The organism is Nocardia sp. NPDC058480, from assembly GCF_042720495.1.
GTDB lineage: Bacteria > Actinomycetota > Actinomycetes > Mycobacteriales > Mycobacteriaceae > Nocardia.
Map to the genome: position 1 here is coordinate 103,155 of NZ_JBHXMN010000012.1, position 12,170 is coordinate 115,324.

Genomic DNA, 12,170 nt, shown 5'->3' on the forward strand with positions numbered 1-12,170 from the left:
GTGATAAACACAGTTTATAGGCTAAACAGTTCTTGATGGCAAGAGCGGGCGGGTTAGAGTCGAGGCGAGCAGAGGAGGCAGATGACGACGTCCGGCGACACGGCGTTACCGCGAGCGGTCGAGCTGATGTGGGGACTCGGGCAACCCGGCGGCCGCGGCCCCAAACGGGCGCTCACCCTCGATCAGATTCTCGACGCCGCCACCGAAGTGGCCGATGCGGAGGGTTTCGCGGCGCTGTCGATGAACCAGGTCGCCAAGCAGCTCGGCTTCACCGCGATGTCGCTGTATCGCTATGTCGACAGCAAGAACACGCTGGTCGACCTGCTGATGGACCGGGTCGTCGGTGTGCCACCCGTCATCGCGCCGCGGACGCCATGGCGGTCGGGGCTGGAGCAGTGGGCGCGGGCCGAGTTCGCGCGGCTGGGTCGTCATCCCTGGTGGATGGACATTCCGCTGAGTCGGCCACCGATGGGACCGAACAATATGGCGTGGCTCGAGACGGCGTTGGGCGTGCTCGCCGAGACGGCGGTGCCGGACCCGGTCAAGCTCCAGCTGGTGATGAACGTGTCGATGTTCGTGGTGGGCAAACGGCGGTTCCTGCGGGACCTACAGGAGGAAGAGGGCGCCGACTTCCCCTCGGTGATGGCCAGGGTGCTCGACCCGAAGCGCTTCCCCTCGGTGTCGGCCGCGCTCTCCTCCGCCGCGTTCGATGATGATGGCGATATCGAGTGGGAGCAGGCCGATTTCGAATTCGGCCTGGCCCGATTGCTCGACGGTTACGAGGTGTTCATCGCCACCTTCGGCGACTGACTACACCGACAGATCGCGGCGCAACTTAGCGACGTGTCCGGTGGCTCGAACGTTGTACTGGGCAACTTCGATCTTGCCCAACTCATCGACCACGAAGGTCGAGCGGATCACGCCGGTCACGGTCTTGCCGTACATCATCTTCTCGCCGAACGCGCCCCATTCCTTGAGCACCTCGCGTTCGGGATCGGAAAGCAACGGGAAGGTCAGGCCCTCGTTGTCGCGGAATTTCGCCAGCTTGGCGGGTTTGTCGGGCGAGATGCCGATGACCTCGAGGCCCGCGCCGCCGAGCTCGGCCAGGCTGTCGCGGAAATCGCAGGCCTGCTTGGTGCAGCCGGGGGTACTGGCGGCCGGGTAGAAATAGACGATCACCTTGCGGCCGCGGTAGTCCGACAGCGACACGTCGTTGCCGTCGGCGTCGGGCAGCGTGAATTCGGGGGCGGTGTCTCCGGGGGAGAGGCGATGGTTGTCGGTCACCACCGCACGGTAACCGACCGGGTCCGCGAGGCGCATGGATAGACTCGGTGACGAGCAGCAGACATTTACCTGGAGGTGACGGTGGCCAAGGACGACACCGACCGGATCGAGCGCGAGATCGAGATCGCGCGTACCCGGTTGGCGACCACGCTCGACGAACTGGCGGTGCGCGCCGATCCGCAACGGATCGCGGACGACACCAAAAATATGGTGGTCGCCAAGTTCAACGAGCCGAAGGTCAAGTACACGCTGATCGGAGCGGGCGCCCTCGTGGCCGGCCTGGTCCTGATCAAGATCTTCCGCCGCTGAATCAGCCGGCCGGACAACAAAAAACACCCGATGTGCCAACGAGCCACATCGGGTGTTTTTTGTGCTTTTACTGCGTGGGGCAGGCCAGGCCGTCGCCGTCCGGGTCGAGGTGCGGGGAGTAGCCCGCCTCGCCACGGAACAACGGCGCGCGGCCGGCTGCCATCGCATCGTCGCAGCTACGGAACGCCCCACCGGCCGAGCCGGACTGGACCAGATTGGCCGAGCCGGTGGCGCCGAGAATGGAGTCGAAGCTGGACGAACCGGTGCCTGCCGAGCCCGCGAACGGGTTGGCGTGGGCGACGGGTGCGGCGATCAGGGCGAGCCCTACGGCGGCAAGGCTGACGGTGAGCCGGCGAACGTTCATGAATTCCTCTATGTCTGCTGCGGTTCGGGTGTGGTCACGGCCACGATGATGGCCGGTAGGCCCCGTCCACCTTGATGACGGGGCGACCGATTGTCAACCGCACGCGGAGGGGGATTCGCCGCGAGTCGTGGTCGGTTATTCGCCCAGCCTGCGCCCGGTCAGGTGTTCAGCCGGGATGGTACCCATTCGGCCCGCGTTGAAATCCTCCATCGCCTCGATGATTTCTTCGCGGGTATTCATCACGAACGGCCCGTACTGAATCACCGGTTCGCGCAACGGGGTTCCGCCGAGCAGCAGTACCTCGAGATCGCCGGTGGTGCTGTGCTGGGTGAGGTCAGCGGTCAGGGTGATGGCATCGCCCTTGCCGAAGACCACCAGCTGCCCGGCGCTGATCGGCCTGCGATCGACGCCGACCGTGCCGCTGCCCGACAGCACGTAGGCCATCGCGGTGAAGTCCTTGGGCCACGGCGTCGCCAGCTGGGCGCCGGGGACGAGCGAGGCGTGGGCGTAGGCGATCGGGGTGTAGGTGGACCCGGGGCCCGCGAATCCGGCGAACTCACCGGCGATGACGCGCACGAGCGCACCGCCGTCGTGCGAGCTCACCAGGGTCAGTTCACTCGCGCGCAGGTCCTGGTAGCGCGGGGTGGCGAACTTGTTCGATCGCGGCAGGTTCACCCACAGCTGGATTCCGTGGAACGTACCGCCGGAGATGACCAGCTTCTCCTCGGGCAGTTCGTCGTGCAGCATGCCGGAGCCCGCGGTCATCCACTGTGTGTCGCCCTCGCCGATCACACCGCCGCCACCTTGGGAATCGTGGTGGACCATGGTGCCGTCGAGCATGTAGGTGACGGTCTCGAAGCCGCGGTGGGGATGCCACGGTGCGCCCTTGGCCTCGTACGGCTCGTAGGCCACCGGGCCCATCTGGTCGAGCAGGATGAACGGGTCGGCCGAGCGCAGGTCGACGCTGGGGAACGGCCGGGTCACCTCGAATCCGGCGCCTTCGCGCTGGCGCGCGGCGGTGACGATCTGGCGAACCGGACGCTGGGTCTCGGTGACATCGGGACGGGGCAGCCTGGGCAGCACCATGATGTCATCGACGGTGATAGCGGGCATGGGGTGCCTCCTGGGTGCTACGTAGTTGGTTTCCATGTCAACCAACTAAGCTCTAGAATCATTCCCGTGCCCCGATGGTTGTCCGAAGAAGAGCAGCAGACCTGGCAGTCCTACATCCTGATGCGCCAGCGACTCGACGCCGTCCTGGCCGCCGGCCTGGCCGAACACGGACTGTCGATGGCCGACTACGAGCTGTTGGTGCCGCTGTCGGCGACACCCGAAGGGTGTCTGCGGGCCAAGGAGCTCGCTGCCGAGGTCTGCTGGGACAAGTCCCGGCTATCGAAGCAACTGGCCCGGATGGCCACGCGCGGACTCGTCGATCGAGTGCCCGCCGAGGACGACGCGCGCGGAATCGTCGTCTCGCTGACCGAGGCCGGACGCACGGTGTTGCGCGAGGCCGCGCCCGAGCATGTCGAGTTGGTGCGGGAGTTGTTCATCGACCGGATGACCGACGCGGAAAGCGCGGCACTCCGCTCGCTGGCCGCGAAGGTGACAGCGGCCGGCGAGGCCCGAAGCGATTCGGCCGGTTAACGATTCAGGCGCGACAGTCGCTGTTCGCGCCGCCTCCCTCGTCGCGACGAGCTGAGTCGGCTGCGTGGTCATCCTCGCTGCCGACCCGTCCTGCTCTGGCGGTAAGTTGAGATATGCCCATCGCCTCGCTCAACGGCATTCAGCTCAACTACGACGTCACCGGTTCGGGACCGCTTGTCCTGCTCGTGATGGGTAGTGGGAGTCCTGGACGTGTCTGGCGCACCTATCAGGTGCCTGCCCTGGTCAAGGCGGGGTTCACCGTCGCGACTGTCGATAATCGGGGGATCGCGCCGTCGTCGGAGTCGGCGTCCGGGATCACCATGGCGCAACTGGTCGGTGATACCGCCGCGCTGATCGAGCACCTCGGTGCCCCGGCGCATGTGGTCGGTACCTCGATGGGGTCGCGGATCGTCGCCGAGCTGGCGTTGGTTCGGCCGGAGTTGCTGCGCAAGGCGGTGATGTTCGCCGCTACCGCGCGTCCGCATCCGGTGACGAGCACCCTCAGCAAGGGGGAGCAGGCGTTGTTCGACAAGGGGATCCAGTTGCCGCCGGAGTACGCGGCCGCGGTGAAGGCGATGCAGAATCTGTCGCCGCACACTCTGGCCGATCCGGCCAAGGCGCAGGAGTGGCTCGATATCTTCGAATTCACTTCGGGGAAGGGAACTCCCGGGACGCGGGCGCAGGCGGGGATGGATCGGTCGCAGGATCGGCGGCAGGCATATCGGGGGATTTCGGTGCCCAGCTTGGTTGTCGGGTTCGCCGATGATCAGATGGTGCCGCCGCGGTTCTGTCGGGAGGTCGCCGAGGCGATCCCGACGGCCACCTATACCGAGATCGAGCGGTGTGGGCACTACGGGTATCTGGAGCGGCCCGATGAGGTCAATCGCATCCTGATCGAATTCCTCTCCGCTGCTCGATAACTCACCACTCACAAGGATCTGTCATGCGTGATTCGCTGAACTGCCCCGCCTGCGACTACGAGTACACCTATCAGGAGATGAACGGAACGTGGGTGTGTACCGGCTGTGCCAATCAGTGGGGGCTGAGCGTGGTTCCGGATCTCGACGAGACGGTTCGGTAGCTAAGCCGGCGTCGTGAGCGCGGATGCCGCGGCCGCGGCGATCGCGGTGGCGACGGCGGTGAGGGCGGGGGAGTGGAGTTTCCACTGCTGCCAGTACAGCGGGACATCGATGTGGGAGTCGCCGTCGATATTCACCAAAGTGCCTGCGGTGCGGTCTTTCCCGGTTTGCAGGTCGGGGAGCATGCCCCAGCCGAGTCCGAGCCGCACCGCATCGGCGAACGCGCTCGACGACGGCACGTAATGACCCGGCGGGTCGACCTGGCGACGGGTGCGGCGGCGTAGCTGGCGGAACTGCAGATCGTCCTTGCGGTCGAAGTGCACGACAGGCGCGCGGGTGTAGGCGGCCGGGGTCGGGCCGTCGGGGAACCAGGTGCTGACGAATCGGGGTGTCGCTGTCGGGCGATAGCGCATCGCGCCCAGCGGGGTCACGGTGCAGCCCTGTACCGGCGTCGCGGTCGCGGTGATCGCGGCTGTCACCGTGCCGTCGCGCAACAGCTGGGTGGTGTGTTCCTCGTCTTCGCGGTGTAGGTCGAAGGAGATCCCGGCGGGCACGCTCGCGAGCGCGGGCATCACCCACGATTCGAGTGAGTCGGCGTTGACGGCGATCGGGATGCGGATCGGCCGGTCGGCGGGGCGGTCGGCATCGCCGAGTTCGCGCGCGGTGTCGCCGGCGAGCAACTCCACCTGCCTGGCCAAACGCAGCACCGCGAGTCCGGATTCGGTGGGGCGCACCGGTTTCGAGCGTTGCACCAGCACGCGTCCGGCGGATTCCTCCAGTGCCTTGATCCGCTGGCTGATCGCCGACGGTGTGAGGTTGAGCCTGCGCGCGGCCGCATCGAAGGTGCCCTCGGTGAGGACGGCGTTGAGCGCGCGTAACTGGTCCAGCTGGAGATCCACATAAGCAACTCTAATGGTTGTGAAGAATCATTAGCTGGACTGAAAATTGACGTTCTCTTAACGTCGAAGGGGTGACGGCATCATCGGCGGCGCTGGCCGCCCTCTCCGGATTGGGCTTCGGGCTCTCGCTCATCGTGGCGATCGGCGCGCAGAACGCGTTCGTGCTGCGCCAAGGGGTGCGTGGGCAGCACGTGTTGCCGGTGATCGCGGTGTGCGCGGTGTCCGACATCGTGTTGATCGGTGCGGGAGTGGCCGGGTTCGGGACGGTCGTCGAGTCGTTTCCGGCGGTGCTGACCGTTGCCCGGTACGCGGGGGCGGCCTTCCTGGTCGGCTACGCGCTGCTGGCGGCTCGACGCGCCCTCGGTTCGTCGGCTTTGATCGCCGAAGCGGCGGGCGCCTCGGTGGCCGTCGGCGCGTCCGTGCTCACCTGCCTGGCGCTGACCTGGCTCAATCCGCATGTGTATCTCGACACGCTGGTCCTGCTCGGCTCCTTCGCCAGCACCTACGCCTCGCCCGACCGCTGGTTCCTGGCCGCGGGCGCGATGCTCGCCAGCGTCATCTGGTTCGTGGCCCTCGGCTACGGTGCTCGCCGGCTCGGTCCGCTCTTCGCGCGTCCGATGGCGTGGCGGGTCCTGGATTCGCTCATCGCGGTGGTCATGCTCGCGTTGGCCGTCGGGCTGCTGCTCGCCTGAGGCGGGATCGCTAGGACTCCGCGGTCCACGGCTTCACCGGGGGCTTCACCCACAGCAGCTTCTCGTCGGCGTTGGTGCGCACCGCGGCGGCGTGGTCGGGGTTGCGGGCGGCCCAGGCGTCCTTCTGGTCGAGGAGGTCGGCGACCACCTGCCAGGTCTCGCCGGTGCTCGGCGGGTTGGTGTCGGCGGCGCGGGCCAACTTGCGCAGGGTGGCCGCGGGCAGGGCGAGTAGCTCGGCGCTGCGAATGTCACGCGACCAGGCGTAGGCGGCCATGCGGCGGGCTTTGGCGACCCGGCTGGCGGTGGCCGCGTCGGAATGCGCGTGATCGGATGCCTGATCGGCGCTGTCTGGCACGACGGCGATTCTACGACGGAACGCCCCCACTCCGGTCGGCGATGACCGGAGTGGGGGCGTTCACCCGTCAGAAGGATCAGTAGGCGCTGTCGTACGTTTTGTTCAGTACGTGCCTGGTGACGGTTTGGATCAGTACGCGCTGTTGACGTTGTCCATCGAGCCGTAGCGGTTGGCCGCGTAGTTGCAGGCCGCGACGATGTTGGACACCGGGTTCCAGACGTCGAAGGGAGTGCCCTCGACGTGGTAGGCCGCGAAGGTGGGGTCGATCACCTGGAGCAGGCCCTTGGAGGGGATGCCGTTGATCGCGTTGATGTCCCAGAGGTTGATCGCCTGGGGGTTACCGGTCGACTCACGCATGATGTTGCGGTGGATGCCCTCGTAGCTGCCGGGGATGCCCTTGGCGGCCATGATGTCGAGAGCTTCGGTGATCCAGCCGTGCAGGTTGTCCTCGTAGGACTTCACCTCGGGCATCGGCGCCGGGGCGGCCTCGGGAGCAGGAGCGGCCTCCGGTGCGGGGGCGGGAGCGGCCTGCGGCGCGGGCGCCGGGATGGCCTGAACAGCAGGTGCGGCGCCGACGGCGGGGATGTTCTCCGCCTGCTCGACGATGGCGGCACGCTCGGGAACGCTGTCGTCGGCGAACGAGACGGCGGAGGACGCGGCTACGGCGACCAGGCCGACCGCGGCGACTGCCACGGTGAACGCCTCACGGCGCGAGCGACGGCCGACAACGGTGCTGAGCTTGTCTTTGATGAGCATGGTTTTTCTGTTCCTTCATCTCTGTCTGGCGACGCAGGCCCTGGAGGAGGGCGCGATGGATCGCGCAGCGCGCACGGGAGTACACGCCGGTCAGGCGATGCGTTGTTTCTGTCTGTGTATGGGAAGGTGCGACACTGTCGGGGGACGAACGCTCGGTGGCGGTTCATCGCTGGCGTCGCACGGCGCTCCACAGCTGGCTGCGGGGAGACCACGCGCTGTTCGGTGCTATCGGAGGTTGGATACTTCCGGGCTAACCAAACCGCAGGTCCGTTTGTGACCTGATGACAGAATGGTCACGAAGGGTTAACGCAAGGTAAACGAAACTTGAACGGCAAACGTTGCCGATCTTGTTTCCTTGCCGGGCAGTTGCAGAATCGTTATGTATGCAGGAGGTTTAGAACTCCGATCTGCGTGGCGGCCGTCACAAAAAAAGTTCGTCCGAATCTGGTTTTGTGAGGGTTTGCGCAGCTCGGGGGAGTCTGAATCGGGGTCTGAGCGCTCGAGCGCGGGATTTCCATGGCGGTTCGATAACGAGATCGTGACCGGTGCCTGGCAGTCGACCCTGAGCAAAAAGAACGCATCCCGGCAGCTGTGGTAGCTGCCGGGATGCGGGCTGTGTGGACGTTCAGGCGGCGTACTGATGCGCCGGGTAGGTCAGGTAACCGTTGTCGCCGCCTTGGTAGTAGGTCGATTCGTCTACCGGGGCCAGCGGCAAGTGGTTGCGCAACCGTTCGACGAGATCCGGGTTGGACAGGAACGCGCGACCGAAACTGATGAGGTCCGCACCCAGGCCCAGCCACTGCTCGGCCTCGTCGAGGCCGGTCTGCTTCGGTCCCATCGGCAGCACCGGGTTCATGATGAGCGCGCCCGGCCACGTCCGCCGCAACTCCAGCAGCACCTCGTGGTCGGTGGTCGCTTCCAGATGGATATAGGCCGGATCGAGGCGAGCGAGTTCGGTCAGCAACTCGCTGTACAGCGCGGCGACATCGGTTTCGGCCACACCCCAGAACTCCCCGCCCGGGGACAGGCGGATGCCGGTCCTGGCAGCACCGACGGCGTCGACGGTGGCGGCGACCGCCTCGACGGCGAACCGAATGCGGTTGCGGATCGAACCGCCGAAGCGGTCGGTGCGCAGGTTCGCGTTCGAGGACAGGAACTGCGAGATCAGATATCCGTTCGCGCCGTGCAGCTCGACTCCATCGAAACCGGCGTCGATTGCCCGGCGCCCCGCCTCGGCGTAGGACTCGACGTGCTCGGGGATCTCGGCGATATCCAGGGCCCGCGGGACGGGCACGGGCTGCGGCCCGGTGGGGGTGAACACTTCGCCGGTCGCGGGCACGGCAGACGGGCCGACCGGCCGCATCCCGGTGGTGTCCGGGTGGGAGACCCGTCCGCCGTGCATGATCTGGGCGAAGATACGACCACCGTTGACGTGCACGGCATCGGTCACCTGCCGCCACGCCGCGACCTGTTCGTCGGTGTGCAGTCCGGGGGTGCCCGGATTGGATTGCCCCACCGGGTTCGGGTGCGTTCCCTCACTCACGATCAAGCCGGCGGTCGCCCGCTGGGCGTAGTAACTGGCCATGGATGGGGTGGCCAGGCCGCCCGCGGTGGCGCGGACCCTGCTCATCGGGGCCATCACCACGCGGTTGGGTAGTACCAGGTCACCGAGCTGAGAGCTCTCGAATAGGGATGCCATGTCGCTTCTCCAGATAGTCCGACTCGCCGGGTTACCGGCGATAGATCTACGCTAAAAGCTGACATGGATGTGAGAGGCAACGGTCTGTGTCGCAGATCACGAGGAGGAAAGCTGTGCGGATCGGGGAGTTGTCCACGCGCACGGGAGTCAGCGTCCGGTCGCTGCGCTACTACGAGGAGCAGGGTCTGCTGACCAGCGCTCGAAGTCCCAGCGGCCAACGGCATTACGCCCTCGACCACGTCGACCGGGTGCTGCTGCTGCGACGGCTGTACGCGGCCGGGGTGTCCAGCCGCACGATCTCCCAGCTGCTGCGCTGTGTGGACGCCCCCAGCGAGCAGAATTCGGAGCTCGCCTTCGAGCGGATGGCACAGGAACGTGACCGGCTGACCGAGCACATCGCCGAACTCACCCGTGCCCGCGACGCCCTCGACGGACTCATGGACGTCAACCGCGCGCACCACCCGCACACCCCGGCGGAACCCCGAGCGGATGCGGTGATGCGCGCCCGATGCGACGCCACCCGGCTCGCGGATTCCGGCTGAGCAAGCGGCACCCGGTTGGCCACCTTTCCGTCCCAGGCGGGTGCCGCTGTCGTCGGGCCACCCTCGCCGCTTACTTCACGAGGGGCGCCGGATGATCGGGAAGGGATAGGTGCCGTCGACAACGGTGGCGACCGGCAGATAGGCGCGAAACATCAGATAGAACTCGGTTGCCGGAGCTGGTAGCCAGTTCGTCTTCTCGTCGGCCGGTTGGTCGTGGCCGATGGTGAGAGTGATGTTCCCGTCGGGGTCGGGTTTGAGCTGGCTGTGGCTGCTCAACTTGTACCGGTTCAGCGCGTTGCGCACCAGATAGCCGTCGAGGTCGTACATCGTGACCGACCAGAACCCGTCGGGGTGGTTGGGCAGGTTCGCGGTGTCGATCGTGACGGTGTACGTGTGGGTGCCGTTCATCCGCACACCCTGCTCGTCGGAGAACGCGGTCGGGTACAGCGCTTCCTCTGGCGGGAGCATGCCGTAGTAGAGCAGGTTCACCCAGGCTCGCAAGGTGTAGTCGGTGCCGTAGTCCCGGACGCCGGTGTTGTCCGGGTCGCCGCCGACCGCGGACCAGTCCCAACCGTTCTGGTGGAGGAAATGGACGCCGAGCTCCTCGGCCTTGGATTGGTCGGCGCCCATGTCGGTGAGGAACTGCCAGCCGTCGAGGGTGCCCTGATAGAGCGTGTCGCGGATGGCTGGGTCCGTCGGTTCGGTGAATCCGTCGCGCGTCAGGCCGAGTTCGGCGAACCGGTCGAAGAAGGCGCGGTCGCGTTCGGGGATCGGGGTGCCGGGGACCATCTCACCGACGGCTTTCCAGAACTCGACGGGGTCGGCCTTGACGTCGGGTACCACCGATCCGCGTTCGGGCCATGACCGATCTCCGGCCTCGGTGTAGGTGATGCCGCGCTTGCCCGCTTTCCAGTCGGCCAAGGTGGTGACCGACATCGTGTCCTGGATGGCGTGGATGGTGGACAGGTCGTCCGGGCCGTAGACCAGGAACCGGCCGAGCATCGCACCACGCTCGGTCGGTGACTGGATCACCGGCATTCCGTCCGGGACCTCGCCGTCGTAACCGGGGCCGACGATCAGGTGCGGGCCGGGCTCCGACTTGCCGGTTCGGGTGCCGTAGGAGGCATAGACGTTGGTGAACGCGTCGTAGAACGGCAGCACGTAGTAGCGGTCGGGTTCGACCTCGGGGAACACGACCACCAGCGGACCCTCGGCGAGGGTATATCCGAAGGCGGTGTACAGGGTGTCGCTGTTGGGACTGGGCACCGTGCGCACCGTGTCGTCCAGGAGGTGCCGGAATGCGGTCAGCGCGTTATCGGGGCCGAACCTGGCGTTGTGCATCCGGTGCTGACGCCGGGTCTCCACCAGCGGTTGCACGTAAAGGAATGCGTCATGGATCAACTGCTGATCAACCGGCTCGCCCATGAAGGCCTCCTGCGCGAAGGAATCGGATCGGTGGTTCCGGACTCGACTGCTGCGCCGGCCGGACATCCCCGTCCACTCTGGCCCCGGGACCGCCTGACCGCCTCATCCCTTCCGGATGAATCGCAAACACCTGGCCACACGACTTTTCGGCGCGACGAGCCGCTGGATCGGGCCGTAGGTCCCCGGCCGGCAGCGCCTGCTCGCGGTCCCCCTCGGCTGGTGCCGCCCGGCGCAGCAGAAGCCCGCAGTCGGAACGGTCAGCGGCCCCGAGCCCGCATCAGCCGCCGAATCCGCCGTCGATGTTCAAGCTGGCGCCGGTGATGTAGGCGGCCTCGGGCCCGGCGAGGAAGGAAACGAAAGCGCCGACCTCCGCCGTGGTCCCGAATCGGTCAACCGCCATCACGCCGAGCATGGCCGACGCGGCAGGCCCATCGGCTGGGTTGGCGTCGGTGTCGACCGGGCCTGGCTGCACGTTGTTGATAGTGATTCCGCGCGGGGCGAGCTCCCGGGCGAGTCCGCGGGTCAGGCTGGACAGTGCGCCTTTGGTCATGGCGTAGATCGACCCGCCGGGGAAGGGCATGCGATCGGCGTTGATGCTGCCGATGTTGATGATCCGCCCGCCCCCGCCCAAGTGCGCCAGCGATTCTCGGATCGCGACGATCGCCGACCGCACGTTGACCGTCAGCATCGCGTCGATCTCGGCCATCGTCAGGTCGGTGATCTCGGTGAAACTACCGACACCGGCATTGTTGACCAGGATGTCGAGGCCGCCGAACCGATCGGCGGTGTGCGCGACCGCGGACACGACATCCTCTTCGGTCAGGCTGTCGGCGCGGATCGCGTGTGCGACGCCTCCTGCCGCGGTCACGGCGGCGACCACGTCTTGCGCGTGTTCCTTGGAGTTCGCGTAGGTGAATGCCACCCGTGCCCCATCAGCGGCCAATCGGGCGACGATGCCCGCGCCGACGCCCCTGGATCCGCCTGTCACCAGCGCGGTCTTGCCTTCGAGTGGTCCTGTCACCATGTGCGTCATCCTTGGTATCGAGTTATGGAGTGGTCCCTCAAAAATTGCAGAGGTGGCTCGTCTTGTCAATTATTGAGTGTTCCCTCCATAACTGATAC

Annotated in this window: 16 protein-coding genes; 7 read left to right on the forward strand and 9 right to left on the reverse strand. The window is 66.4% G+C overall.

Features of this window, described 5'->3' with window-relative positions:
* The first annotated feature begins 81 nt into the window (after nucleotides 1-81).
* Nucleotides 82-810 carry a TetR/AcrR family transcriptional regulator gene (locus ACFWO8_RS24925; RefSeq protein WP_378963470.1) on the forward strand — a complete coding sequence of 243 codons (729 nt, stop codon included), beginning with the start codon at nucleotides 82-84 and terminating at the stop codon, nucleotides 808-810.
* On the opposite strand, the gene bcp is transcribed toward ACFWO8_RS24925, so the two are convergent.
* Nucleotides 811-1,284 (reverse strand): thioredoxin-dependent thiol peroxidase, encoded by a 474-nt coding sequence (bcp, locus tag ACFWO8_RS24930; RefSeq protein ID WP_378963471.1) that lies wholly within the window; start codon nucleotides 1,282-1,284, stop codon nucleotides 811-813.
* 75 nt (nucleotides 1,285-1,359) lie between these two features.
* Here bcp and ACFWO8_RS24935 point away from each other — a divergent pair, with 75 nt between their 5' ends.
* Complete coding sequence (locus ACFWO8_RS24935; RefSeq protein WP_378963472.1) at nucleotides 1,360-1,593, forward strand: DUF3618 domain-containing protein; 234 nt, start codon at nucleotides 1,360-1,362, stop codon at nucleotides 1,591-1,593.
* A 67-nt stretch (nucleotides 1,594-1,660) separates the two neighbouring features.
* On the opposite strand, the gene ACFWO8_RS24940 is transcribed toward ACFWO8_RS24935, so the two are convergent.
* Together ACFWO8_RS24940 and ACFWO8_RS24945 are read right to left on the reverse strand one after the other, a co-directional pair.
* On the reverse strand, nucleotides 1,661-1,957 hold the full coding sequence (locus ACFWO8_RS24940; protein ID WP_101464065.1) for an excalibur calcium-binding domain-containing protein: 297 nt from the start codon (nucleotides 1,955-1,957) through the stop codon (nucleotides 1,661-1,663).
* 135 nt (nucleotides 1,958-2,092) lie between these two features.
* Nucleotides 2,093-3,070, reverse strand: coding sequence for a pirin family protein (locus ACFWO8_RS24945; RefSeq protein WP_378963473.1), 978 nt, complete (start codon nucleotides 3,068-3,070; stop codon nucleotides 2,093-2,095).
* A 66-nt stretch (nucleotides 3,071-3,136) separates the two neighbouring features.
* On the opposite strand from ACFWO8_RS24945, the gene ACFWO8_RS24950 reads away from it, so the two are divergent.
* The 3 genes from ACFWO8_RS24950 to ACFWO8_RS24960 all read left to right on the forward strand — a co-directional run bounded on the left by ACFWO8_RS24950 (nucleotide 3,137) and on the right by ACFWO8_RS24960 (nucleotide 4,682).
* The gene (locus tag ACFWO8_RS24950; protein WP_378963474.1) at nucleotides 3,137-3,601 is read left to right on the forward strand and encodes a MarR family winged helix-turn-helix transcriptional regulator; all 465 of its coding nucleotides are present in this window, start codon (nucleotides 3,137-3,139) and stop codon (nucleotides 3,599-3,601) included.
* A 113-nt stretch (nucleotides 3,602-3,714) separates the two neighbouring features.
* Nucleotides 3,715-4,521: an alpha/beta fold hydrolase gene (locus ACFWO8_RS24955; RefSeq protein WP_378963475.1), complete on the forward strand. Its 807-nt coding sequence runs from the start codon at nucleotides 3,715-3,717 to the stop codon at nucleotides 4,519-4,521.
* Between the two features lie 23 nt (nucleotides 4,522-4,544).
* A complete protein-coding gene (locus ACFWO8_RS24960) occupies nucleotides 4,545-4,682 on the forward strand; it encodes a hypothetical protein (protein ID WP_378963476.1) in 138 nt (45 codons plus the stop codon).
* Here the strand turns inward: ACFWO8_RS24960 and ACFWO8_RS24965 are convergent, their stop codons facing one another.
* Nucleotides 4,683-5,579 (reverse strand): LysR family transcriptional regulator ArgP, encoded by an 897-nt coding sequence (locus ACFWO8_RS24965; RefSeq protein WP_378963477.1) that lies wholly within the window; start codon nucleotides 5,577-5,579, stop codon nucleotides 4,683-4,685. It lies immediately after the preceding gene.
* A gap of 71 nt (nucleotides 5,580-5,650) precedes the next feature.
* Here ACFWO8_RS24965 and ACFWO8_RS24970 point away from each other — a divergent pair, with 71 nt between their 5' ends.
* Nucleotides 5,651-6,271: a LysE/ArgO family amino acid transporter gene (locus tag ACFWO8_RS24970; protein ID WP_378963478.1), complete on the forward strand. Its 621-nt coding sequence runs from the start codon at nucleotides 5,651-5,653 to the stop codon at nucleotides 6,269-6,271.
* Between the two features lie 10 nt (nucleotides 6,272-6,281).
* Here the strand turns inward: ACFWO8_RS24970 and ACFWO8_RS24975 are convergent, their stop codons facing one another.
* From ACFWO8_RS24975 to ACFWO8_RS24985, 3 genes are all read right to left on the reverse strand, one after another.
* Complete coding sequence (locus ACFWO8_RS24975; RefSeq protein ID WP_378963479.1) at nucleotides 6,282-6,626, reverse strand: hypothetical protein; 345 nt, start codon at nucleotides 6,624-6,626, stop codon at nucleotides 6,282-6,284.
* Nucleotides 6,627-6,755: 129 nt separating this feature from the next.
* Nucleotides 6,756-7,382, reverse strand: coding sequence for a transglycosylase SLT domain-containing protein (locus ACFWO8_RS24980; protein WP_378963480.1), 627 nt, complete (start codon nucleotides 7,380-7,382; stop codon nucleotides 6,756-6,758).
* Nucleotides 7,383-8,007: 625 nt separating this feature from the next.
* The gene (locus ACFWO8_RS24985; protein WP_378963481.1) at nucleotides 8,008-9,081 is read right to left on the reverse strand and encodes an alkene reductase; all 1,074 of its coding nucleotides are present in this window, start codon (nucleotides 9,079-9,081) and stop codon (nucleotides 8,008-8,010) included.
* Nucleotides 9,082-9,194: 113 nt separating this feature from the next.
* Between ACFWO8_RS24985 and ACFWO8_RS24990 the strand changes: the two genes are divergently transcribed.
* Entirely contained in the window at nucleotides 9,195-9,623 is a 429-nt protein-coding gene (locus tag ACFWO8_RS24990; RefSeq protein ID WP_378963482.1) for a MerR family transcriptional regulator, read from the forward strand.
* 75 nt (nucleotides 9,624-9,698) lie between these two features.
* Here ACFWO8_RS24990 and ACFWO8_RS24995 read toward each other — a convergent pair whose 3' ends face one another.
* Nucleotides 9,699-11,048 carry a DUF1254 domain-containing protein gene (locus ACFWO8_RS24995; protein WP_378963483.1) on the reverse strand — a complete coding sequence of 450 codons (1,350 nt, stop codon included), beginning with the start codon at nucleotides 11,046-11,048 and terminating at the stop codon, nucleotides 9,699-9,701.
* A gap of 277 nt (nucleotides 11,049-11,325) precedes the next feature.
* Nucleotides 11,326-12,069 carry an SDR family oxidoreductase gene (locus ACFWO8_RS25000; RefSeq protein WP_378963557.1) on the reverse strand — a complete coding sequence of 248 codons (744 nt, stop codon included), beginning with the start codon at nucleotides 12,067-12,069 and terminating at the stop codon, nucleotides 11,326-11,328.
* Nucleotides 12,070-12,170: the final 101 nt, after the last annotated feature.